We start from the raw sequence: 24558 nt of genomic DNA, 5'->3' as shown, positions 1-24558 counted from the left end.
GGCAGTTTTATGACAAACAAATGTATTCCAATTGGTATTATATTATTAAGGTAGCCAAAAAAATCATAGCCAAACCTCAAGTTCGGCTATGATTTCAGACAATTACATGCTCATATTCACAAGAATTTTACATTGGCTACGATCCTTTGTTAAAGCTTCAAAACCTTTTTCCACGATATCCTCTATTGCAATCTGGCTTGTGATAACAGCTTGTCCATCAATTACACCACGAGCAAGTAATCGAATCACTTCAGGGAAAATATTCACATAGGCAAACGAGCCACTGATTTTTACCTCTGGAGAAACCACCGCATTAGGGTTAAATTCTACAGGTCTTTCCCAAACGCTGACGATTTTAAATTCGCCACCTGGATGAACAGCACTAACACCGCTTGTAAATGTTGCTTGCACACCTGCTGCATCATACGCAACATCTACCCCACCAGTTGTTTTTTCACGTATAAACGCTACAGCATCCGTATCAATTGGATTAATGACATACGTTGCGCCTAATTCAAGTGCTTTTTGGCGTCGTTCATCGGATACCTCTACGACAAAAATTTCACTTGCTCCCGCAGCCTTCACAGCCTGCAAGACCAATAAACCAATAGGACCCGCACCAAAAATAGCAGCTGTATCGCCAAGCTTTAATTGACTTTGACGCACTGCGTGAACCGCGACTGCTGTAGGTTCAACAAGTGCGCCTAGCTCTAGGCTCATATTGTCAGGAAGAAGGTGAATATTTTCTTCTTGTACAACTGCATATTCTGCAAATCCGCCAGAAATTGTATAGCCATAAGATTGACCACGTTTACATAAGTTGGAATAGCCACGTCGACAATTATCACATTTACCACATGGAATTGGTGGCTCCACTGCCACACGATCTCCTACTTTTGTCTGTGTAACGCCTTTTGCAACCTCTACAACGACACCTGCAAATTCATGCCCTAATACGGGTTGTGTACGGAATGCATAAGCCCCACCAACATATTCATGTAAATCACTACCACAAATTCCTGCAAAGGCAACTTTTACTTTCACCATGCCTGGCTCTAGTGCTGGCAGTTGTGCCTCCTCTACTCGAATATCTTTTACACCGTAAAATTTTGCTGCTTTCATTCTACTACCTTCTTTTTATAAGTTTGTTTGAAGACCATGTAACACGAAGTTCACTGCAAGCTCCGCAATCTGATCGGGTGTTGCTTGTAATGAAGAACGGTTTAAAAAGGGATTGTTCAACGAATACATTAACGTTCCCATAATAAAGTTCAGTGCAACATCAAGTGACTCGAAGTAAATGGTCTGCTGCTCCTGACAAGCCAATAAAATTGTCCGAAGTTGCTCCCAGGAAGGTAAAAACACATCCTTTAGCATCTCAAGCCTAGGACTATTCATGACTATTTCTTGCTGTAATATATCAATTAACTCATGCTCCTGGATTCGGTAAAGAACAAAGTTACGACAAAAGCTACGAAGCGCACCGATTGAATCTTGAACGTCATAATGAGCATTCATAAAGGTGTGGCGTAGCGGTTCAAATAATGCATTAAAGACATTTTCCTTGCCACCAAAATGATAGGAAACAAGTGCAAGTGACACATCTGCTTCTTCACAAATTTGTCTCACCGTGGTGCCATCAAAGCCCCTTGATGAAAACAAGGTTTTTGCCGCTTGTAAAATTTGATCCTTTACCTCTTTATTTTTTTCTTTTTGATCGATAGTTCTCACCTCTTTTTTGAACAAACGTTCAAAACAATTGTTCAACGAAATTTTACGCCTACTATTATTAATTGTCAAAGCATGCGCTTATTAAAAAATGGCTACTTCGTTTTTCGAAGTAGCCAAACATCTATCCTCTTAATTCTTTCAAAACATTTGCGTACGCTGCTAAAATAGATTGCTCATGTGAAGCATCATGCCCAACATATTGTTCGACAAGCTCCTTTAAGGGTTTAGGCTCTTGCATAATTTCAAATTTGAATAAGCTTTCATAGTACTCAACAACTTGTGGATTCATGTGGACCGCTCCTTTAATTTTTTCCATAAAAAAACATCTTTCCCTCATCAGAAAGATGTCTACTATGACAAATACACGACATAATACGGTGATTGCCAGATGGAAAGAAGCTTTCTATTAAACATAGAAGCACCCTTTTTAGCAATCATCGTACTATGAGCATGCAGGAGAAATTCTCTAGTCACACTCAACACCCCCTATCCGCGTAGGTTTTTTGGCTGTACTAGATAAAGGCAGGTCTCCTGGCTTATGTTCATCACACCTTTCACCTTCCCATTACGACTCGTAACAGTGGCCTTTTGAAATGTGCTCCCATTTACAGTTGCGGGACAGCGTCGGATTCACACCGATCTTCCCTTTTAAACAAATTAAAAATCTAATTTGTACCTCTATCCTATTATTCCGTTTTTATTATTATACCATAGTATTAAATCTTAACAGAATAGAAATGTTGGGCTTTTGAAGTTCTAAAGATTAGATTTAGAGCTCTATCCCTCTCTTTCGAGGTTTTATCCACTTAATTTGAAGCGCTATCCTCCACTTTTAAAGTTCTATCCACCAGTTTAAACTCTATCCTTCCATTTGATGATTCTATCCGCCAGTTTTAGAATTCTATCCTCTACTTTTGAAATTCTATCCACCAGTTTAAACTCTATCCTTCAATTTGATAATTCTATCCGCCAGTTTTTGAATTCTATCCTCCACTTTTGAAGTTCTATCCACCAGTTTAAACTCTATCCTTCCATTTGATGATTCTATCCGCCAGTTTTTGAATTCTATCCTCCACTTTTGAAATTCTATCCGCTAGTTTAAACTCTATCCTTCCATTTGATGATTTAGAATTCTATCCCCTACTTTTAAAGTTCTATCCACCAGTTCAAATTCTATCCTCCCATCCATTTCAAATATATAGAAATTACTCTATAATTAAGAAAAAAAGGGGGCGGTCAAGATGATTATGGGTTTACATCATGTGCAAATTACAATTCCGAAAGGTTGTGAGGAGCAAGGGAAGGATTTTTATTGTCATGTCTTAGGACTTCAAGAATTAGAGAAGCCTGATTCTCTTAAAGGACGTGGGGGATTTTGGTTACAGCTTGGTCAACAGGAGGTCCATGTAGGGACAGAGGATGGCTTCGATCGTTTGACCACAAAGGCGCATATTGCGTATCAAGTAGCGGATATTCAGTATTGGCGGAAGAAACTCGCAACTCATCAAATCAAGATACTCGATTCCGTGCCTATTCCTCATTACGAGCGTTTTGAATTCCGTGATCCCTTTGGTAATCGTGTAGAAATGATACAGAAAATCGTGTAGGCTGCCTCGTTTTGGGGCAGCTTTTTTCATGGAATTGTTCCATATTACATCTTACTGAAACATTTGTAATAAAACTGTAAATTCCCTTGATAAAGCCTTTTATAGCAAGTGTTGAAGCCCTCCCTTCAGTTACCCTGGTAACATTTACCGCCCAGAAGCCCTACTTTTTCATGCTACGATTATTTCCATGGCAGAGGTATACAGGAGAAATCCTACTAGATGCTTTAGGAGGTTACAAAACATGAATAAACGATTTTTATCTACAACACTTGCATTAACAATTGGATTTAGTTCATTTGGAATGGTGCAAACAGCGATCCAGCCAATACAAGTAGAGGCTGCGACAACAAATGCTCAGAACAACGCACAGGCGGTAGCTGCAAAAGCAGACCAATTAATTCAGACTGGTAAAAGCTTAATGGGGCAAGCAACATACAGCAATTCGGTTTACAAGCCTACATACCCATACAAATTTTCTTGTGCTTCATTTTTAATGTACATCTTCGAGAAAAACGGGGTAGACCTTGGTACGTATAATGAAAATTATATGATTCAGCAAGGGACTTATGTAGCGAGAAACCAATTACAAAAAGGCGATTTAGTGTTCTTTAAAAGTAAAAAAACGGGAACTGATCCCGATCATGTCGGTATGTATATTGGCGACAATAAAATCATCCATATGGCTGATACCAAACAAAATATAGTTATCTCTGATTTAAATAGTAAGCCGTATTATAAAGAAAACTATGTATCGGCACGTAGAGTATTACCTACTCTGCTATCAGCCAACCCTGCAACAAAAGGCGATAAAATTGTTGAGAATGCGCTGACTTATAAAAATAAAGTATCGATTAGCTCGACAACAAATGAGTCAAGTCTACGCTTTACCGCTCCAGCATTTGTCGATTTCATCTACCGTAAAAGTGGCGTTAAACTCGGATCAACTTCTTTAAGCGGTTTAATGAGCAAAGGATCAACTGTAGCGCGTGCTAATTTGAAAAAGGGTGATTTAGTCTTCTTTAATAGTGTGAAAGGTTCAAAAAAACCTTCTCTTGTAGGGATTTATGCAGGCGATCACCGTATCATCATCCCTAATTCCGATGGTGTCATGACAAGAGTATTATTTGTTGATTATTATGCTCAACACTATATTACTGCGAAGCGCGTTATCTCTACTAAATAACTCTACGCCCTGTTAAGTGCACTGACTTTTACAAGTGGTTTTACTTACTATGTCTTTAAGAAACATGGTATTGAGTTGAAGAATAAATTAGCAAACACAAGCTTTAGTTGGTAAACGTATTCAAAAATCTCAGTTTCAAAAAGTAGATTTATTATTCATCTCTACCAATAGAAATCACACAAACGAGGATCTATTATAGGGAGTAATCAATATATTAATATGACAACGAACTGTTGTGAAACAAAGTTTAAGCATAACATGGGCACAAAAGTTTGTAACAGCTCGGCGTGTTTTAAAATAAGTAAGAATTGGGTGTCTCATTCATTTTGAGACACCCTTTTTCTATGCGTTTTTTAGTTTATTGGCAAATTCGATCATGGATCTACTAGACATCGGTCCCTTAATTAAAACTATCGTGTCCGCATCTAGCTTTGGTTTCAATAATTCTAAAACGCCTGCTACCTCTTTAAACGTATGAACCTCTGCGCTGGTTCCATCCTTTTGCGCTTGATCGGCAATCTTCTCTGCCCTTTTGCCGATGGTAATCAATGTATCGATCTTTCTTACTGCTACCATGGAGCCGATTTCGCGATGATATTTTTCTTCAAAATTGCCTAATCGCTTTATATCCCCTAAAACAAGAATGACCTTTTTGTCTTTTCCCACCGTATCTAGCACTTTTAAGGCTGCCTCTACAGATGTTGGGTTATTTGTCCATGTATCATCAATAATCGTACTGTCACCAAGTCCTGTCGTAAACTCTAAATGTCTTGCCATCTGTTTAAATGTTCTTAGTCCTGCGATTGCCTGACGAATGGTCAGCCCCATTTCATGGCTAGCTGCAATCGCGGCTAAGGCATTATAGACCTGATGCTCTCCATAGCCTGGGACAAACACATTGTATGTTTCATCCGCTACCTCTAAAACAAACTTCATGCCCGTATTGGCAAACTCCACTTTAGAAGCCTTGTAATCTGCCGTATCCTGTAAGCCAAACTTGATAATCTTCCCTTTAAATCTTTTCAATGAGATTTTTTTAGTATTGGCATCATCAGCATTGATGATTAACGTGCCATCTTCTTTAATGCCTTCCACAATTTCTGCCTTAGCCTTAATATAGCCCTCCAAATTGAGACAGCCATCTAGATGATGCACACCAATGTTTGTAATGATGCCAATAGTTGGCTGATAGATCATACATTGATGTTTAATATTCCCCGTATTCCCTAAGCCTAATTCAAAGATAGCGGCTTGTGTTTTATCGTCAATGCCCGTTAAATAAGGTAATGATTGCCTTGGCTCGTTTTTACTACTGATGGATGCTTGCACTTGCCAATGCTTACTAGCAATATGTTTTAACATCTCTTTTGTCGTTGTTTTCCCACAAGTTCCTGTTAAAGCCACAACGGGAATTTCAAAGAGCCCACGATAATACTCGATAAATGTCCAATATGCCTGTGCAACACTTTTCACTTGTAAAACGGTTGTATTCTCCAGTGCATTTTTTAACTCTGTAGACGGTTTATCGGATATGATAAGAGACGGACCTTTCCGATCAATCTCTTGCCAATTGATTTGATCGTTTCGACTAACAAACAGGAGCGAATGGCTCTTTGTTAAATCATGCCGATTATAGTAGATCGCCTGCTTAACAGACCATTGTTCTGATCCGTGAATGAGCTTTCCCTGTAGGACATTCCTAAGTTTCTGCACACTAATGGATTGCAAGTGTACTACGCCTCCTCTCTTTATCAATCTTGTAGATGACTTATTTCTTCTCTTGATCTAGCGTGCTGCTTTTTGATCAATTACTATACCTTATTAGAAAGCTCTTCTATGTGGCACAGTCAATATCCTATATGGAAAGAAGCTAATCAGCAGGTGGTGGAGGCTTTAGCTTTAGCTCCGTTGCTAATTTAGAGACCTGTTCGCTATACATATCTCCCTTTATGAGAATGATGGTATTTTCATCCACAATCTTCTGCAATAACGGATAGACTAGCGTACTATTTTTAAATGTATAAACAGGCGCGCTAAATCCTAGCTTTACTGCATGATCAGCCATAATCCTTGCGTGTTCTCCAATGGTAATCAGGACATCCACGCCAATACGTTGAATTAATTCACCCGCCTGTTCGTGAATAATGTAGCCCCACGAACCTAAATCGGTAATCGTACCAATAACCGCAATCTTTTTCTTTCCGTCACCTAATTCATTCAACACTTTTAAGGCAGCCTCTAAGGAAGTGGTTGTAATACTCCATGTATCATCCAATAACATGGAATGATTAATGCCCTCAAAGAGTTGCAGTTGTTTTTTTAATTGACGGAATGATTGAAGCTGTTGTGCTGCGACTGGAATAGGGATCCCCATATCATGGACCGCGGCAATAGCAGCAAGAGCATTATAAACCTGATGCTCTCCAAACCCTGGTACAAGTATGTCATAGCTTTTTCTATCATGATGCAGAATAAATTTCATCCCTTTTTGATAGTAGTGGATATGGCTTGCGCGAAAATCACAGGAGTCATGCTTTCCTACCCTAATCAAACGCCCACGAAATCTCGAAACATCTATTTTTTTCGTATTCATATCTTCAGCATTGATAATTAATGTACCTTTTGGATGAATGATATCTAGCATTTCTCCCTTTGCTTGAATATAGCCTTCTAATGTTTTGCAATAATTTAAATGATGGGCTCCGATATTCGTAATAATACCGATTGTCGGTTTGAAATATCTCCCTGCATTCGTAACGTCTCCAGGTGAGCCCACTGCTGTTTCAAAAACGGCAGCCTCGGTTTCATCCTCAATGCCCAGTAAATATTGCAAAGAAGCCGTTCTAGAATTGCTGCTCAATGTCGTCGCAGTCACTTTCCGATCAGCCGAAAGAATATGTTTAATCATCTCTTTTGTCGTTGTTTTGCCTGATGTACCTGTGATCGCGACAATCGGAATATGAAACTGGCTGCGATAAAAATGGACAAATTTCCAATAGGCCTCTTCTGCATTCGCTACCTGTATCATAATGACATGATTGGGAATGTCAGTTGGCCGATAAGCTCTATCGGTCACTAGCACTAGAGGAGAAAGTGGCTCAAGATTTTTCCAATTAACAATACGTTTACTTGTAAAAAGGGCCGTATTGGACTTTTTCACTTGCTTTAATCGATAAGCCCCATGCTGAATCAGTGTATCCTCTGACCCGTGCACTAGATAGCCTGCCGTAATCATTGCTAAATTTTTCACCGAAAGAGGCTTCATATCTTTTCTCCCTCCTTTCTTTTCTAGTATATGTAACCTTTTAAAAGTTGCTTGGATGTAGACAAGATACATAACTAGAGGAAATCTATTTCATTGCATATATATAAAGGTGATTAAGTATCTAAGTACCAATAGAAGGAGTGATATACCTGAAAGCCATTGTATTTATCGGTACAAACAAATCTGGGTCTAGTCGTGAAGCAACAAGGGCAGCAGAAAAATTAGGCTACTTCACAGTACTTTTCACAAATAATGAAAAACAACTTCAGCAGCGCAGAGCCTACCCCGACATCCATAAAATGATACTCATTGATACTTTTGATATCGAGAGCATGAAAGATGAAATTGAGAAACTAGGAAAAGCTGGATTAAATATTAAAAGTATCGTTAGTTTTGTTGATCCATTTGTCCATATTGCTTCAATACTATGTGATGAATTTTGTCAGAACTATACATCCTCCAGTGCCATTGAAACTATGGAGGATAAAGAAAAAACAAGAAAGTTTTTACAAGACCAACCATACTCACCAAAATTTTCGCTCATGAAACCGAACGAACCTATAGCTAAAAATTTAACCTTTCCATTAATCGTAAAATCTCCTAAATCAACTGGCTCAAAAGATGTCTTACTAGCAACGGATGCCGACCAGCTCAATAACCACCTCAAAGCACTACGCAGTAAAAATCCCTATGAAACCATCATGATTGAAGAATATCTAGATGGCCCTCAATATTTAGTAGAGGCGGTTGTTTATCAACGACAACCACATGTCATTGGTATAATTGAGCAAGAAATTACCCAAGGAAAACGATTTATCATTACTGGCTATGGTGTTCTAGTGAAAGCCCCTAAAGACATACAATCAGGCATCGAGGAGGTACTCCATTCCATCGTGAAAGCCTTTGGTATTGAGAATGGGGCACTTCACTTAGAGCTTCGATTAACCCAAAATGGTTGGAAACTTATCGAGATCAATCCTCGAATTTCAGGTGGCGCTATGAATAATATGCTACAAGCAGCTCTAGGTTTTAGTTTAGTAGAAGAAACACTGAAGATTTTGCTAGGAGAACAGCCTAATCTGCAACCAAGACATAAAAAATTTGTGTATACAAAATATGTCATTGTGGAAAGTAGAGGAATTTTAGAAAAGGTTATTGGCAAGGCAAGAGCGACAAGGTCAACTGGCGTCGTTGAAGTATATGTCAAACCAAGAAGAGGCACCCTCCTTACCCCACCTTTATCGATGGGTCACCGTTACGCCTATGTCATTGCAGAGGGAGCAACCTTGAAGGAAGCAAGAAATCACGCAATCACTGCAGCGAAGGAAATAAAATTCATTTTGAGAGTTTGAAAAAAATAACCCGAATAATTGCCGCTTGCCAGTGGACAGTTACTCGGGCTTTTTTATCTTCATAAGTCGTAAACGATTATTCTTCTTTAAACGTTTGATCTAAAAACTTCACGGTTTCAAACATATTGGTTTTACTTGCACCCTTCACAAGAATGGTATCATGAGGCTTAATGAGCTTTTCAAGGAGGGCATGCAATTGATCTTTATTAATAAAATGATGTACTCTGGATGGGTCCATGCCCTTCGCGATGGCAGCATTACTCATTTCATCTGTCCTAAAGCCATAGGTAATAAATTCATCGATGCCTATCTCATACACGTACTCTCCAACCTTACGATATTCATCTTCCCTCAAGACACCAAGTTCTCGCATTTGCCCAATAATGGCTACCTTGCGATTTGTCGCGATATTCTTCAGTACATCGAGCGCAGCACGAACCCCCTGCGGATGAGAGTGTACTGTATCATCAATAACCGTTATATCATCACGGCAATTATAAATCGTTAAACGTCTTGGTGGTTTTTTAAAGTTGAGCCCTGCCTGAATATCAAGTGGACTAAATCCTAAAAGATCAGCCACTGCCACTGCATTCAATGCGTTGTATACATGATGTTCTCCTAAAATAGGAATATATAATTCTATTTCTTGCCCATGCAGCTTCATTTTAAAGGACATGCCGACATCTTTATATTGCAAATCATATGCACGGTAATCCGCTTCTTTTTTAATGCCTACCGTGATGATTTTCCCTTTAAATTGCTGTGTCTCTAAGTATCTTGAATTGTCATCATCTTGATTGACAATGAGTAATCCCTGTTGATCCATACCATGAATCAATTCCGATTTTGCCTTGGCAACACCCCTTACATCTCCATCAAAGTTCCCAACATGGGCTAAGCCTATATTCGTTACAATACTAATATTCGGCTGGATGATGCTACAGTGATTGGTAATAATGCCTGGGTAAGCCATACCATACTCTAATACAACGGCCTGATGTGTATCATTGATTTCTTCCTTATGCTTTTTCGTATGCTCCGTCGTATTCCAATAATCCTTTGATTCAAATATATTCCACTTTTTCGATAAGATCGAACCCACAAATGCCTTTGTCGTGGTTTTCCCTGCACTTCCTGTAATCGCAATAATAGGTAAGGTTTTCTTTGCCTCCACCTGCTTCGTTTTTTGTTGGACAATTTTCTTTTTCAGCGGTTTTTGATTTTTGGCAAGATACATCGCATAACGGATGGAATGGATGACCACATCTAATTCCAAGTAAAAGGCAGGAGGACAGCCTGGGCGCCAATTGACCTCATACATCCAAATTTTTTGATTTTGATCTAACCCTACATCAATGCCAATTTCATCAATAACTTCCCCAAATTTCGCCATTTGAATTTCATCCAGATGATGTGCCAGCGCCAGTGAAAAATGCTCAAGCATTCGCCGAATATTATAGGCCTCTTCCTTAAACTCCTGCTCCAAAAAAGGATCTAAATAATTGGTATAGCCACCATTATTAATATTCGGTATGATGGAGCCATTCGGTGCAATGCGTGGATACACCGTTGTCACTACCCATTTACCTTCTCCATTTTTTTGAACATGTAGGCGGAAATCATAGACCTGACCAGATTTTGTAACAGATTGAATATACGGCTGCATAATAAAGGTGCCAGACGCAAGTTGCTCCTTTATCAATGCATCCAATTGTGGCTTTGTATAGGTTGTCGTGGTGCTATCCTTTCGCACCTCAAAATATTTGGCTCCCGCCTTCGTTATAAAATAAATACCCTTCCCTTTTCGTCCATCAATTGGCTTAAACACCACTCGTTTATAATAATTAACGAACTTATGAAATAAATCGGCATCCTTTACAATTTCAGAGGGAATCAAATACTGTTCAAATTCCTTCGCTTCCTTTAATCGTTTCATCACATTCCATTTGTTCCCGATTGAATGGGTTGTGAATGGAATCTCCTCTTTTAAAAGGTCAATAATCTCCTTCGAGACAGATAATTTCTCAGGGCTTCCTGCATTATAGATAACATCAGGAAAGGGCATTGTTTTCTCTTGCCATTGTCCATTCTCATAGACCTTTGCTCGAATAGAACGTTTGGCAAAGTCCACACTTTTAGGTGTGAAGTAAAAAAATGTTGCGCCTTCAGCTTTCGCAACTGCTGCAAAGGCATAGGACTTGAGCACTGTTGTTGGATCAAGTCGATGATGCAGCATACCAATAATCGTCATAGCTAAACTTCCTTTCATTAGATTCTCTCTCTATTACATTCACTTTGTATCCCTTGCATATAGACAGATGCTCTAGCTTTAGTAGTTTAATATGGTACTACCATTTCGGCTCTATGATAAATTTCCCCTTCAACATGTCTGGCTTTAAGAGCTGAATGGCCGATATACCACTGAGTTCAATAGATTTCTTTGTACTTGTTTTTTCTAACCTCACCACATCTGCAATCGAATTTGTATCGTTTCCTTCATAATCAAAAGCACGCAACAATGATACTGTGCCACGGCAACGCTCTCTATCAACATCCTCAATGCGGAAAAACTCTGTCTCAAACTGTTTCACTGTATCCAATAAGCTTAAATGAGCACCACTATGTGTAATTAAAAAAAATGGAATCGTATCACTCCCGACAATTTTAATAAGTAGCTGACCAAAATATTTAGAATGAAAATTCATCATAATATCCTGAAGATCCTTTAAATCACTTAAAGCTTCACATAAAAAGTGATTTCTTTTCTTATCACTATTCAATTCGTAGCCCCCTCTCTTAGTTTGACTATACGATTTGATCCGTGTAAGTTGCCCTCTCGTTATCATATGTTGCGACAAAAAATATGGCGACTTCTTCCTAAAGAAACTAAAAAAACCTCCACCAATGAGGGGGAGGCTTTTGCAAAAGCTTATGTTGCGAGGAGATCATGTATTGTGTATTGTTCTAATGCAGTAACGGTATGGTGTTTTGTATTGAATGGTAATTGCTTGGTAATCTCGTTCGGAATGACCACTGTATAAAGTCCCGCTGCTACAGCGGCTTGTGCGCCATTCGGTGAATCCTCAATTGCCATGGCCTCAACAGCCTCTACTCCTAATTGTTCAAGCGCCTGCAAGTAAAGCTCTGGATCAGGCTTAACATTTGTCACCGTGTCAGCGCTACAAAAGCAATCAAAGTAATGTCGGATACCCAGCCGATCCATATACACATCAATCCATTGACGACTGGAGCTACTAGCAAGTCCAATCTTCAAACCCGCTTCCTTTGCCTGCTGTAGCAATGTTAAAATACCAGGTCTTAGCGTTTCCGTTTCCATCCATTGTGCATGGCGTTGCTGAATGGATGTTTGAAAAGCCTCCACATCCAGTTGTATGTGATGATGTGTAACAAGATATGTATAGGGATTAAAGGTTTGAAGATTGGTCCCAAGGCACTTAGCATAGGTTGCTAACGATAATTCAACACCATATTGTGCATAGGCATCCTTAAAAACGTTATACCATGCTGTTTCCGTATCAATGATTGTACCGTCAAAATCAAAAATTAGAGCTTTTATCATCAAATTCCCCCATTCTATTGGTTTGCGCTGAACTAAGCCTAGGTTTTGGCAGACCTCTCCATCGATTTTCTAATCCTATCCATCACTTTGCTAATCCTATCCATCAATTTAGACCCGCTATCCGCTACTTTCGCATCTCTATCCGCCTATCTCCTCAAGCATCCAACTCTTTTGCTAGGCTATCCACCACTTCTTCACCTTTATCCCCCTGATTCAACAAGATAACGCCTCCTATAATGAGGACAATACCGATCGCAGAATAAACAGTAAAAATATCGTGCCAAATGACAATGCCTACCAGAACGGTTAAAGCTGTGCCGACACCTGACCAGATAGCGTAGGCCAAGCTTAATGGCATGGTTTTTAAGCAGAGGGATAGGCTATAAAACGAAATACCATAGCCAATTGCTACCGCCAAGGATGGAACGAGGACAGTAAAGCCGTCTGAGAACTTCAGCATGGTTGTTGCAAAGACCTCGCTTATAATCGATAGTGTTAAAAATAAATAGCCTTTCATCCTGTTCAGCCTCCTAATGACCACCAGCAAGATTGAGTACCACAACACCCAAGATAATGCATAAAATCCCTAATACCTTCTTGCGATTAAATCGTTCCTTATAGAGGACAACTCCCACAATAGCGGTTAACGCTGTCCCTAAACCTGCCCAAATTGCATAGGCTGTGCCAATAGGAATCACTTTTAATGTTAAGGCTAAACAATAAAATGCCGTTCCATAGCCTACTACTACGCCAATTGATGGCCCAATTCGTGTGAAGCCCTCCGTACGCTTGAGCAAGGAACTGGCAAAAACCTCTGCTATAATAGCGAGCATTAAAAAACTAAAAGCCGTCATTCAAAAAATCCTTTCTGCTTTGCTTCTAGATGTCATCTTCTTCCTCTACATACTCCAATATATCTCCTGGCTGGCAGCCCAAAGCTTTACAAATGGCATTTAATGTAGAAAAACGTACGGCCCTTACTTTGCCTGTTTTTAAATTAGAGAGATTGACAATCGAAACATCTACCCTCTCTGCAAGTTCACTCAGCTGCATTTTACGATCCGCTAGCATACGATCTAATCGAATAATTATGGTCATGTTTTCACTTCCTAAGCTGTTGCATCATATTCATCCTGAAGGAATGCACCGTATCGGAAAATACGTGCAAAGGTCCAAATCACCACACCACATAGTAAAAGAGTCCAGTGAATGCCTGTAAAATGATAGCTAATCCCCTTGATCAAACCCGTCTCTACAAATCGGGACTCCAATTGGAATTGTTGCATAATCAGATAGACGGTATATGTACGAAATACATTTACTGTCAAGCTCAGTACAATCACACAGTAGGCAATTCTCTCCATTTTTTTACTATTTGCGAGTGAAAATACAATACCTTTTGATAAATTACTTAATATATTCCTCACTTGTACAATAATCATTAATAAAATAGCTATGTATATTGTAGCAGTAAATAGAAAGGTCATGACATCTTTTTTTGAATAGTGAATGTCCCTTGTCACATGGTCTGCCAGCTTCATTTCCAATCCTTCTAACTGAACGGCAGCGGTCACACTGCCCTTTGCTAATAAATGATTCACTTGTTGCTCTGATACCACCATTGCTCCCACCATAAAAATCGCGAGCATCGTCAAGACAAAAATCATCATCACCATGATGATGGTAAAAGCGGTACGAAGCCCCTTTGTCATCCATCGAAATTCTTTACTTTGAATTGTTTGCCCCATTATCAACCTCTCCCTCCTTTCTCTCTATTATACATCCCCTTTTATCTCTATCAATAATTTTTTAATGTTTATCATTAATAAATTATTGATAAAAATAAACCCTCTAAAGGTAGAGGGTTTATTTTAATAATCCTATCTTTACTAAATATTCTTTTGCTACTTCTGCTGCAAGCTTTCCTTCTACATTCACCTGATAATTCATTTCTCGCATTTCATCATCTGTAATGTGATCAGCTAGTTGATTTAACGCTTCTCCAATCTCTGGATAGTCAATCAGCGTTTCTTTCCTTAGTAAAGGCGCTCCCTGGTATGGTGGGAATAATGCTTGATCGTCCTCCAATACACGTAGCTTGTATTGACGAATTTCACTATCCGTTGAATAAGCATCTAGCAAATTAATATCACCTGATTGTATTGCCTGATAGCGAAGCTTTGGCTCCATCGTTGCAAGTGTCGTAAAGGCTATCCCATACCGTTTTTGTATGCCAACATAGCCATCCTCACGGTCATTAAATTCTAATGTAAAGCCTGCTTTCACCTTCTGCTCTATCGGTTTAAGATCAGAGATTTTTTGCAGTTGATAGCTCTCAGCCAGCTCCTCTGATACAGCGAGTGCATACGTATTGTTATAGTTCATGGGGCTTAGCATGACCATATCGAATTGCTCCTGCAACCCCTCTTTTGCCTGAAGATAGACGTCCTCTTGGTTATTATTAATGGCTTCTTCCTTTAAAAATTCCGAAATAGCGGTGCCTGTAAATTCAGGATAAATATCAATGCTGCCCGATTTCAATGCATTAAATACAAATGAAGTTTTACCAAGCCCTGGCTTTAATGTCACCGTTAAATCGGTCTCCTGCTCAATTAATAATTTATACATATTGATGAGAATCTCAGGCTCCGCACCAAGCTTTCCTGCAATGACAATTTCATCTTGCTGTTTACTGCTTAGGAGCGGGAAGAAAATCATTACCAGTGCCGCTAAACTAATGAGACTCAACGTCGTTATTGTTTTTTTAAAGGACAGAGATTCTAATTTTTTAAGCGCCACATCAAAAATCAGGGCTAAAATAGCAGCGGGAATGGCTCCTATAAGAATGAGTGCCGTGTTATTTCGGTCAATCCCAAGTAATATAATATCTCCTAAGCCTCCTGCACCAATTAAAGCGGCTAATGTTGCTGTCCCCACAATCAGCACCATTGCTGTCCGAATACCAGCCATCATAACAGGCATAGCAAGTGGTAGCTCAACCTTTACTAAACGCTTTGATCGATTCATTCCCATAGCTAATGCCGCTTCTTTCAGTGATGGGTCAACCTCATTGATGCCCGTGTAGGTGTTTCGTAGAATAGGCAACAGCGCATAGACGACTAACGCAATAATTGCGGGAACTTTCCCAATACCGAATAAAGGGATTAATAAGCCGAGCAACGCTAAGGAAGGAATCGTTTGCAGCACAGCACTGATTCCAATAATACTCTCGGCTATTTTCTTTTTATTGGTTAAATAGATACCTAGGGGAATAGCGATGAGGACAGCAAAAAATAGCGCAATAAAAGAGATTTGGATATGCTCTAGTAATGCAGCCAACAGCTGTGCCTTCCGTTCCTGAAATACATCTACCACATTAGCCACCATGCACATGCCCTCTTTTCTTAGAATCCGCTGCTAAATAACGAAGCGTGGAAGCTCTTGTCACCATGCCAATGAGCTTGCCATTCTCTTCGACACCTAACAAGTCATGCTCGGCTAATTTTTCAAGAATCGTCGGAAATGGGGCATCAACAGGAATGGTATGCCCAAAGTTGTTTGTCACAGTGATTGGCTGTAACACATCGTGGATCGTAAACAATTGATCCGACTGCTTACCTCCAATAAACTGTTGGACAAAATCATTTACAGGATTTTGTAGCAATTGCTGTGGAGTGCCTATCTGAACAATTTCGCCATCTTTCATAATACAGAGACGATCTCCTAATTTCAGTGCTTCCTGCATATCATGTGATACAAATACAATGGTTTTCTGGATGGTACGCTGCATCTCTAGTAGATCATCCTGTAGTTTGGTGCGACTAATAGGGTCTAGCGCACTAAAGGGCTCATCCATTAAAATAATTTCTGGGTCAGCTGCCAAGGCACGAACAACGCCAACCCTTTGCTGTTCGCCTCCTGACAGCTCCTTTGGCTTACGCTGACGATATTTCGCTGGCTCCAGACCCACCAACGCTAATAGTTCGTCTACACGCTGATGGATTTTCGTTTTACTCCATTTCTTCAGTTCTGGTACAACCGCAATATTTTCCTCTATTGTCATATGCGGAAATAGGGCGATTTGCTGTAGTACATAGCCAATACTCCAACGCAGCTCATGGATATTATAATCGCTAATTCTTTTATCATTGATCCAGATGGTGCCTGCTGTTAAGGGTATTAATCGATTAATCATCTTCAACAAAGTAGTTTTGCCGCATCCACTAGGGCCAATAATAACAAAGAATTCACCCTTTTTAATTTCTACATTTAGCGCTTTGACAGCTATTTGGTTGTTATCATATTGTTTTGAGACATTGTCAAATGTAATCATCTGTCATCTCCTTTAAATTGTGCTCATGAAATGCGTTCACTTTTTATATTTCACCAACAAAAATCATTTCAAACATTTGTAGATAGCTGCAACTATTTCATTCTAAATACCTCGCCTTTGGGCACAAACGGTAGCTTGGCCCCCTGTGGTAGTACGAAGGCATGCTGTCTTTTAATGGCTAAACGATCACATTGTCCATCTGTAATAATCAGAATAGGACCATCCTTTGGAAAATCCTGTGCTGCTTCAAGTAGCTGTATACCAGGCTGTAACACTGTGCCTCCTCTACCTCTTACCTTCACTTTCGTTAATAGTTCTTCAGGGGCTAGATAGCCCGCGTCATAGGCAACAGCATCACAAAATATAACGCGAACAAAGGGGACATCTCTAGCGATGCTATAGCTCGCTATTGTGCCGAGTGCTTTTCCTAGTAAGAGACGGTCCATGGAGCCTGATGTATCAATAAGGACTGCGAAAGTACGTCCATCTTCCTCACCGCTTTGATGAATCCATCTTGGTCTAGCTATATCAGGTGTCGATGCTTGCCTTCTACTGGGGCGGGTATACGTTCTAACTTTCTCTATCGGTTGAAACATCCGATCAAACCATTTGGCTAATGCCACATCCCAGGCAATAGGAGGCTGTGCTAGGCTACGAATTTCCTCAATGAGCCCTTGTGGCAAATATCCTCTCTCTTGGGTTATATGATAGCTTAACCCTTGACTCAATGCCCTTCTATAAAAAGCATCTAAATCCACGCCAACCTTGCCTTCCCAAAAATCTGGTGGATTCGTTTCGATCATATCTCCTATGCCCTGCCCTCGAAAGGTTCTTAATTTGCGATACATCCTAATATCTGTAACTATACGATCATAAATAGATTCGGCTGAAAGTCCCTTTAATGCTGGATCATATAGCCCGCCAAATGCTGGCATCTCGCCGATTTGCATATCGATGAGCCAGCCATTGATAACATAATCACAAGCAACATTCCATAAGTAAGGATCACGTCCTTGTCTGCGGTTCGCATGGCTTAAACCTGCATGAAGCAATTCGTGTGCCATGAGAAACCGCATTTCCTCATCGGTCATTCCCACCGCCGTATTCAAATAAATCTCCTTTGTTTCGACTGCAATGGCTGCGACCGAAATATCCATTCTTGTGCAAATAAGTGGGTCTTCAATGATCGTAAAATCTGCTGCCAAAGCACCAAATAAGGGATAGGAGCTCATAAACCAAGCCTTTGCGCGCTGTGCTTGTGTTACCCTCGTTGTGCCTCCCAATGTATTTTCTACCCCTCCCGCTACTCGTATGGCACTTTGTACGGCTTTCGATAAACCTTGTGCAAATAGTGCAGCGAAATTACTATTCCCTCGATAAAAATAGCCTGTTTGATTTTGTGATATAACAAAGTCCCCTTGACCTGGCATTGTACTATAGCCTTTCAAATCATCTGGCACACCTTCGCGTAAAAATCTTTCATATAATTTTTCCTCAGAGCTAATGGCCTCAAAAAGAGGATTACTCATTTCCTTTGGTGCTTGACCAAATTTTAGCTCTGCTAAAAATTTTGTTATATAGCAGTCACAGGCAATATTCCACAGCTCCTGCTGCTCTTTTGGTTGATGATGATGTAAGCCTAGGTGTAGCAAGCAATGCGCTATCACATAAGCCCATTCATTTGGCTGACCTTTTTTATCCTGATTCACATAAATAACACCTGCGCTTGTAATGTAAGCCCAATCCTTTTGGGGCATACTTTCGTATTGCATGTAAACAGCATGACACAACGCCTCGAACAGGGGATGTGTACAGACAATGTCATGCCCACGTGCAATGGCTTTCTCATTTTTATGCTCCTGCTGTGATGCTTTCTTCTTTTTGGCCATACGCTACCCTTCCTTTTTGGCTACTAAACGCGGTAAATCTCGAATAACCTCCAGCATAAACCAGGCAGGTAAGGCTTCACCCTTTTGCTCTGACACAACCATCTGTGCAATTTCTAAGCTGATGGATGATAGGTCCTTGATCAAGTCTTTGGCACGAAAGGCTAATTGCCGTTGATTGCCCTTCAATGTGGTATGCTCGTTCGGAAGCTCCTTCAGTAACTGAGCCCGGAAGGATTGTGCCATGAAATAAAGCAAATCTCTTTCATCAGGTTGATCGGGCCAACGTAATTCTCCTTGAATAATTTTAGCGAGATCATATTTACTTTGCACTTGCTTGATAAAGGCTTTAAATTGACTGGCAGTATGCGCGGACAGGCAGCTACTTGCTAATAGATCAATTGTTTGTTCTTGTAAGCTATTGCCATATGCATACAAACAATCACTTAACATATGCCATGAACGAGGCGTGGAGAAGGGTTCTTCTGTTTTCGGTGGTTCGTTCCATAAATGATCGGGACGCATTTGAATATACTCAATCACATATGGATGTATTTCATGTGCATAGGCCCATTCAAGCCAATCTTTATGCGATGCCCTCAGCTGAACATGAACCATCCGATTGATTAATGCGGAGGACATCGGCTTCACAATCGCGTTATCCTGAGCCCGATTGCCTGCACCAATAACAATCGTACCCTCTGGCAATGTAAACTCTCCAATTCTGCGTTCATGAATAAGACTATAAAACGCTTTTTGTACTTCCTGTGAGCAAGCATTTAATTCATCTAAAAAAAGGCAATAAGGTTCATCGCGTGCAATCATTTTGGGTGGACAAAAAACACTGTAGCCATCCTTAATCTGCGGAACACCAATAATATCCTCAGGTGCTAGCTGACTGCCCAATAACGATACACAATGTAGCCCTAATTCACTAGCAAAGTTTTCAACAATCGCTGATTTCCCAATGCCAGGTGCTCCCCAAATAAAAACTGGTCTTATTGTCGCTACATTCAGCAGAAAATCATATAGTTGTTTTTGTGTCACATTAAAAATCGTATTCAATCAAAACGCCCTTTCAACTCATTGTTTTAAAGGTTAATAATACCATTTTCTATGAAATTAATCTTGTCTCTACCATTCTATGAAATTGACTGCCAATTACTAGCTGTGAGAAAATAATAAAAATTGTAGTAGAGAGGTCGTGACCTATGCATAATGGCTTTCAGTTTTTGGCGATTTCACAACTAGCAAAAAGGTTTCCAGCAGACTCTTGGTGGGCAAAGTTTTACAAGGATTTTAGTGAGGATGATCTAGTAGCGTACTATGAGGGGGATATAACACTTCCCTCTCTTGATTTGGACTGGGATATGCCATTCCCACAACAGGACAAGACCATTCTCATTTTCATCAATGGTCATCTAACTGTAGACACCCTCTATAATTTAGAGACAGATGGGGCAATTGGGCTGATAGTGATGGGCAATGTACTTTCTAAAAATATAGCTGTAGGTGGTCAGGAAATCTATGTGCACGGGCATCTGACAGTCGAGAATATATTATGTGGCTCCTACAATCATGGCGAAACGATCGTTAATGGCAATCTTCAGGCAACAATTTTGGTTCAAGATGATGAGTATCGCATCAACGTAAAGGGTCAGAAGTCGATTCCTTGTATCGTAAATATATGGCACGGAGATGGCGTTTTTCAGGAGCTCCCTATCCGTATTGAAGATGTATTAGTAGACGAGATATTTTTACCTGAGGATGAGGATGACATCGGCTTTTCCTTCACTTCACTCGTGGAAATTCTAAAACAAGGGCGTTCTGCACTCACTCAATTTACAAGCGTTCCTCAAAGGACAATAGCAGCTCCTATTTATTTCACGCACCATTCGATCAATGCGGAAAACATACTGAAACTGACTTCATGTATTCTGATGACACCTGACAAACCTTCTTTCGATTTGACGGAACAGGATGTTTATTTTATGATCCAACGCGCACATACCAATGCTGATGGAGATGTACGCAATGATAGTATTTATATATTGACCTCGCAGTGTCATTATTTTATTTGGCTTAATGAGGATCAATCCGTCTCTCTCTTGACAAAAACACTAGATGAAGAAGCTGAATGGTGGGATATTACAGCATCCCCCCAGGAGGATTTAGTGGATTTACAACAGCACTGGCTGATGTTGTTAACCTGCATCAATGTAGCAGAACTTTACTTGCATAGTATCGAGGTGCGAGATGTACAACAAATTCTCCAGCATCCTACGATTCTGGATTTAGACGATGAACATGATGGATTGTGGGATGGTTCCAAATGCTATAGCTTCCGTCAAACCTATTTGGATGATGAAGGCGATAGGATACATGCTCGCATTGAAATTATGACGCCTGATGAAGCGTATTATTTTTATACGCTCGAAAATCAATCCTATGTTGCTCGCCACTATCAGCCTCCTAACGTTTTTGGTCGACAAGAGCTATCTTATTTAAACACGATTCAATGGGAAGCGTCCGAGCGATATTTTGAGAGATTCAAACAATTTATGTCTCAGAATTTTAAGATAGATTTAGGAACTAATTAAGGCAAGAAACGTTCTATTAATGATGAAGTCTATTCAACTATACATCTCTTTCACTCTCTGTAATAATGAGAGATAGCTAAACTTTTAATAGAAGGGAGGGAGATGTGGTCACGACCAACATCCAGCTACAATGAAATACGTGCTAAACTTTTTTAAAGGACTTATGATTGCCGTTGTTGTTATTTGTATTTCGTTTTATATGGTGACACAGTTATTTAATACGACTGAAAGAGAAGAGTCTGTGGTTATTGATGATCGTCCAAGTGTGGAAGAGTTTATCGGTGAGATTGCAGAGACCGCACGAGATCTTGGTGCTGACAATGACTTATATGCATCCGTGATGATTGCTCAGGCGATTCTAGAAAGTGAGCATGGGCAAAGTGGACTTGGCTCTGCCCCTAATTATAATCTTTTTGGAATGAAAGGCAGCTACCAAAATAATTCCGTCACACTCGAAACCACAGAGGATGATGGGTCAGGCAACCTTTCTACCATCATGGCTGACTTCCGCAAATACCCTTCCTATGAAGCATCCATGCAGGATTATGTAAAATTAATGCGTAATGGCGTGTCATGGAATAAAGATTTTTACGCAGGCGTTTTCAAAAGCAACACAACTACCTATACAGATGCGACGAAGTTTTTAACAGGCTCCTATGCAACTGATTCGGCTTACAATGAAAAATTAAATACATTGATCGCAAAATATGACCTTCAGCAATATGATAGCCCTGTAAAAGATAAGAAAACCATCACGGTGGCTGATGGAGATTCACTTATGAAGATTGCCGAAGCCTATAATGTGAAGGTGACATCACTTAAGCAGTGGAATCAGCTTCGAACAGAACGTCTTGAAGCAGGCCAGCAACTTAATATTTATCATTATTAACATAGAACGTCCATGACTCATCAAGGAGTATGGACGTTTTTTCTCATGAAACTAATTCGTTTGTCTAAACGTCTTAGTGTAAAAATACGGAAAGGATAGGAACACAGTGAAGCGTACACAATTGCTCAGTCTTCTCGCCGTTAACCTTATGCTATTGCCATTGATTCAGCTTAGCTACAACCTATATTTCACAACAAAAATAGCAGAGGGTTCCTTTTATCTTATTATTTTCCCTGCTGTTATTATTTTATCGAACCTCTTACTATGTTGTAGTCGGCAAAGAGTAGCAGCGTCTATCCATTGGACCTTTGTCTATGTGGGACAAGGCACCTCTATAGCCTGTTATTTTGTGTGGCATTATGGGCAACTAGAGCCCTATCCAGATATGCCCCCAGGTGAAGCAGTGTTTGATTTATGCATGAGTACATTTTTAATTGGGCTCTGGCAGTTTATCGTGTTAGCACTGATCCATCTCAGTACGTTTATCATCCTCAAGATGGGACTGACCTTTAAAAAAGCTTAACTAGTCTTCTGTGAGTTATATAAAGTACCTACTGCTAGTATGGTCGTGGCTAAATCCTGTCGATAGAGGGGATGTTTGGCATCTAGACTATTAATCGTTACTTCATTACCACCTAACGATGAATGGACATACAAATCATCACCCATGTATAGAGCAATATGACCTGGAAAATAGATTAAATCACCCTTCTGCATTCGGGCTTGCTCTATGTTAACGATAGGGAAGCCCTCTACTATTCGGGCATCACGATAAATATAGACACCGTTTAACATATAAGCCATTGAACATAAACCAGAGCAATCAATACCTAGTGGCGATTTGCCACCCCAGCGATAAGGGGCCGTTAAATAGCTGAGCGCTGTGTCCACTACATTTTCTCGGAACTGCTGCTCCGATAATGAATGTGCTGTTATTTTTGGTTGTAGCCATTTTGTTCGAACATACCCTATTTGTCCTGACACTAGCTGTACAGCTGACCATTCTTCAGGTACTGCTTCGTCTGACATAACACGAATGGAAGAGCCTCTTACAAGCGTTAGCAGCTTTGTACTTTGAATACGTGGCTGCTGCAAAACATCTGCAAAGCTTTGACACACTACATACTGTGCATCTTGTTGCCATGTAGATGCTAGTGCTTCCTCTTGCAGTAAGTCTGCCTTCTGACAATAACCCTCATAACGATAGGCCGTTTGAATAGAAACCCAATCTTCATTGACATCCCTGATGATCTCTACGGTCATCCCATAAAGCACTTCATCGACTAATTCAGAAGCTTTATCTGGCATGGCATGCAAGCTAGCAATCATGGCTGTAACGATAGCCTTCATCCTTCTCCCCCTTCCGCTTCACCAGCTGGTCATAGACAACTTTTGATAGACGACCAATGAGTTGGCGCGCCTGATCATTGTCCGTTACATTTGTTATAAAAACACCCATACTATAATCGACTGCATTCGTGTAAAATATCCCCACATCATGATCGACTGTATCCAGTCCGCCTGTTTTATGTGCCAGCCTCACATCCTCTACTAGATAGCGCTTTAGGGAGTCATGTATACGCTGACGGCTTAAAATATCAATGACTAGTTTATTGTAGGTAGGCGTTAAAAGCTCTTGCTGATAGATACGCGTATAAAGATGCACCATATCCCTTGCTGATGTGCGATTATCTATGCCCTTTGCTAGCCGCTCCACATCCATCATTTTTCGCTGTAGCAGTGTGTCCTGTAATCCGATATGCTGAAAATAGTCATTCAAATATTCCATGCCAACTACATCGATTAAGACGTTCGTAGCTGTATTATCGCTAGTAATAATCATCCACAATAGCAGATCATAGAAAGTGCTTTGTGTAAGTCTTTGTTCACTAATCACACTAAAATCCACCCAGTCAGTTGGTGAAATCGTGAGCGTAGAATTAAGTGATAATTTGTTTTTCTCTATATATGAGAGCAAGGCTAACAGAATCGGCACTTTGATTAAACTTGCACTTGAAAATGAAGTCTCTAGCTGATGACTGATGAGCAACTGATTCGTTGTTAGATTTTTAATAAACAAATGTACGTTGTAGGGCGATTCTTGAATAAGTGTAGTAATTCTCTGCTCCATA

Annotated in this window: 25 protein-coding genes and 1 riboswitch; of the genes, 6 read left to right on the top strand and 19 right to left on the bottom strand. The window is 40.0% G+C overall.

Annotated features, from left to right (window positions below; genetic code table 11):
* Positions 1–102: 102 nt before the first annotated feature.
* The 4 genes from BFM98_RS11290 to BFM98_RS24425 all read right to left on the bottom strand — a co-directional run bounded on the left by BFM98_RS11290 (position 103) and on the right by BFM98_RS24425 (position 2205).
* Positions 103–1122: a 2,3-butanediol dehydrogenase gene (locus tag BFM98_RS11290; RefSeq protein ID WP_054550874.1), complete on the bottom strand. Its 1020-nt coding sequence runs from the start codon at positions 1120–1122 to the stop codon at positions 103–105.
* A gap of 15 nt (positions 1123–1137) precedes the next feature.
* Positions 1138–1767 carry a TetR/AcrR family transcriptional regulator gene (locus tag BFM98_RS11285; protein ID WP_231595547.1) on the bottom strand — a complete coding sequence of 210 codons (630 nt, stop codon included), beginning with the start codon at positions 1765–1767 and terminating at the stop codon, positions 1138–1140.
* Between the two features lie 85 nt (positions 1768–1852).
* Entirely contained in the window at positions 1853–2047 is a 195-nt protein-coding gene (locus BFM98_RS23970; protein ID WP_112117820.1) for a hypothetical protein, read from the bottom strand.
* 35 nt (positions 2048–2082) lie between these two features.
* The gene (locus BFM98_RS24425) at positions 2083–2205 is read right to left on the bottom strand and encodes a hypothetical protein (RefSeq protein WP_004229388.1); all 123 of its coding nucleotides are present in this window, start codon (positions 2203–2205) and stop codon (positions 2083–2085) included.
* Between the two features lie 30 nt (positions 2206–2235).
* A riboswitch (cobalamin riboswitch) is annotated at positions 2236–2426 on the bottom strand.
* 546 nt (positions 2427–2972) lie between these two features.
* Between BFM98_RS24425 and BFM98_RS11280 the strand changes: the two genes are divergently transcribed.
* Entirely contained in the window at positions 2973–3338 is a 366-nt protein-coding gene (locus BFM98_RS11280; protein ID WP_066037423.1) for a VOC family protein, read from the top strand.
* Positions 3339–3579: 241 nt separating this feature from the next.
* Positions 3580–4521 (top strand): C40 family peptidase, encoded by a 942-nt coding sequence (locus BFM98_RS11275; RefSeq protein ID WP_231595546.1) that lies wholly within the window; start codon positions 3580–3582, stop codon positions 4519–4521.
* Positions 4522–4863: 342 nt separating this feature from the next.
* Here BFM98_RS11275 and BFM98_RS11270 read toward each other — a convergent pair whose 3' ends face one another.
* The gene (locus BFM98_RS11270) at positions 4864–6234 is read right to left on the bottom strand and encodes a UDP-N-acetylmuramoyl-tripeptide--D-alanyl-D-alanine ligase (RefSeq protein ID WP_254660028.1); all 1371 of its coding nucleotides are present in this window, start codon (positions 6232–6234) and stop codon (positions 4864–4866) included.
* A 157-nt stretch (positions 6235–6391) separates the two neighbouring features.
* Positions 6392–7786: a Mur ligase family protein gene (locus BFM98_RS11265; RefSeq protein ID WP_066037422.1), complete on the bottom strand. Its 1395-nt coding sequence runs from the start codon at positions 7784–7786 to the stop codon at positions 6392–6394.
* Between the two features lie 140 nt (positions 7787–7926).
* Between BFM98_RS11265 and BFM98_RS11260 the strand changes: the two genes are divergently transcribed.
* Positions 7927–9138: an ATP-grasp domain-containing protein gene (locus BFM98_RS11260; RefSeq protein WP_048390271.1), complete on the top strand. Its 1212-nt coding sequence runs from the start codon at positions 7927–7929 to the stop codon at positions 9136–9138.
* 76 nt (positions 9139–9214) lie between these two features.
* On the opposite strand, the gene BFM98_RS23440 is transcribed toward BFM98_RS11260, so the two are convergent.
* The 11 genes from BFM98_RS23440 to BFM98_RS11205 all read right to left on the bottom strand — a co-directional run bounded on the left by BFM98_RS23440 (position 9215) and on the right by BFM98_RS11205 (position 20002).
* The gene (locus BFM98_RS23440) at positions 9215–11407 is read right to left on the bottom strand and encodes a YheC/YheD family protein (RefSeq protein WP_083225360.1); all 2193 of its coding nucleotides are present in this window, start codon (positions 11405–11407) and stop codon (positions 9215–9217) included.
* Positions 11408–11486: 79 nt separating this feature from the next.
* Positions 11487–11918, bottom strand: a complete 432-nt coding sequence (locus BFM98_RS11250) for a hypothetical protein (RefSeq protein ID WP_066037421.1) — start codon at positions 11916–11918, stop codon at positions 11487–11489.
* A gap of 149 nt (positions 11919–12067) precedes the next feature.
* Positions 12068–12718 carry an HAD family hydrolase gene (locus BFM98_RS11245; RefSeq protein ID WP_066037420.1) on the bottom strand — a complete coding sequence of 217 codons (651 nt, stop codon included), beginning with the start codon at positions 12716–12718 and terminating at the stop codon, positions 12068–12070.
* Between the two features lie 154 nt (positions 12719–12872).
* Positions 12873–13235 (bottom strand): DMT family transporter, encoded by a 363-nt coding sequence (locus BFM98_RS11240; RefSeq protein WP_066037419.1) that lies wholly within the window; start codon positions 13233–13235, stop codon positions 12873–12875.
* A gap of 13 nt (positions 13236–13248) precedes the next feature.
* On the bottom strand, positions 13249–13572 hold the full coding sequence (locus BFM98_RS11235) for a DMT family transporter (RefSeq protein ID WP_048390263.1): 324 nt from the start codon (positions 13570–13572) through the stop codon (positions 13249–13251).
* Between the two features lie 25 nt (positions 13573–13597).
* Positions 13598–13816 carry a helix-turn-helix domain-containing protein gene (locus BFM98_RS11230; RefSeq protein ID WP_004229412.1) on the bottom strand — a complete coding sequence of 73 codons (219 nt, stop codon included), beginning with the start codon at positions 13814–13816 and terminating at the stop codon, positions 13598–13600.
* A gap of 11 nt (positions 13817–13827) precedes the next feature.
* Positions 13828–14466: a DUF2975 domain-containing protein gene (locus tag BFM98_RS11225; protein ID WP_066037418.1), complete on the bottom strand. Its 639-nt coding sequence runs from the start codon at positions 14464–14466 to the stop codon at positions 13828–13830.
* Between the two features lie 118 nt (positions 14467–14584).
* Positions 14585–16105: an osmoprotectant update ABC transporter permease/substrate-binding subunit OpuFB gene (opuFB, locus tag BFM98_RS11220; RefSeq protein WP_066037417.1), complete on the bottom strand. Its 1521-nt coding sequence runs from the start codon at positions 16103–16105 to the stop codon at positions 14585–14587.
* The gene (locus tag BFM98_RS11215; RefSeq protein ID WP_066037416.1) at positions 16095–17051 is read right to left on the bottom strand and encodes an ABC transporter ATP-binding protein; all 957 of its coding nucleotides are present in this window, start codon (positions 17049–17051) and stop codon (positions 16095–16097) included. The genes opuFB and BFM98_RS11215 overlap by 11 nt, the downstream gene beginning before the upstream one ends.
* A 92-nt stretch (positions 17052–17143) precedes the next feature.
* Complete coding sequence (locus BFM98_RS11210) at positions 17144–18940, bottom strand: vWA domain-containing protein (protein WP_066037415.1); 1797 nt, start codon at positions 18938–18940, stop codon at positions 17144–17146.
* A 3-nt stretch (positions 18941–18943) separates the two neighbouring features.
* Positions 18944–20002, bottom strand: coding sequence for an AAA family ATPase (locus BFM98_RS11205; RefSeq protein WP_048390252.1), 1059 nt, complete (start codon positions 20000–20002; stop codon positions 18944–18946).
* Positions 20003–20148: 146 nt separating this feature from the next.
* On the opposite strand from BFM98_RS11205, the gene BFM98_RS11200 reads away from it, so the two are divergent.
* The 3 genes from BFM98_RS11200 (at position 20149) to BFM98_RS11190 (ending at position 22949) form a co-directional block, all read left to right on the top strand.
* Entirely contained in the window at positions 20149–21537 is a 1389-nt protein-coding gene (locus BFM98_RS11200) for a hypothetical protein (protein ID WP_066037414.1), read from the top strand.
* 130 nt (positions 21538–21667) lie between these two features.
* Positions 21668–22426 carry a glucosaminidase domain-containing protein gene (locus BFM98_RS11195; protein WP_048390248.1) on the top strand — a complete coding sequence of 253 codons (759 nt, stop codon included), beginning with the start codon at positions 21668–21670 and terminating at the stop codon, positions 22424–22426.
* Positions 22427–22532: 106 nt separating this feature from the next.
* Entirely contained in the window at positions 22533–22949 is a 417-nt protein-coding gene (locus BFM98_RS11190; RefSeq protein WP_066037413.1) for a hypothetical protein, read from the top strand.
* Here BFM98_RS11190 and BFM98_RS11185 read toward each other — a convergent pair.
* Together BFM98_RS11185 and BFM98_RS11180 are read right to left on the bottom strand one after the other, a co-directional pair.
* Positions 22946–23776, bottom strand: coding sequence for a C40 family peptidase (locus BFM98_RS11185; protein ID WP_066037412.1), 831 nt, complete (start codon positions 23774–23776; stop codon positions 22946–22948). The genes BFM98_RS11190 and BFM98_RS11185 overlap by 4 nt on opposite strands.
* On the bottom strand, positions 23745–24557 hold the full coding sequence (locus BFM98_RS11180) for a serine hydrolase (protein WP_066037411.1): 813 nt from the start codon (positions 24555–24557) through the stop codon (positions 23745–23747). Before BFM98_RS11180 ends, BFM98_RS11185 begins: the two co-directional genes overlap by 32 nt.
* Position 24558: the final 1 nt, after the last annotated feature.

Source organism: Lysinibacillus sp. AR18-8 (assembly GCF_001705465.1).
GTDB classification, from domain to species: domain Bacteria; phylum Bacillota; class Bacilli; order Bacillales_A; family Planococcaceae; genus Lysinibacillus; species Lysinibacillus capsici.
This window is presented reverse-complemented; position numbering and strand designations above follow the sequence as displayed.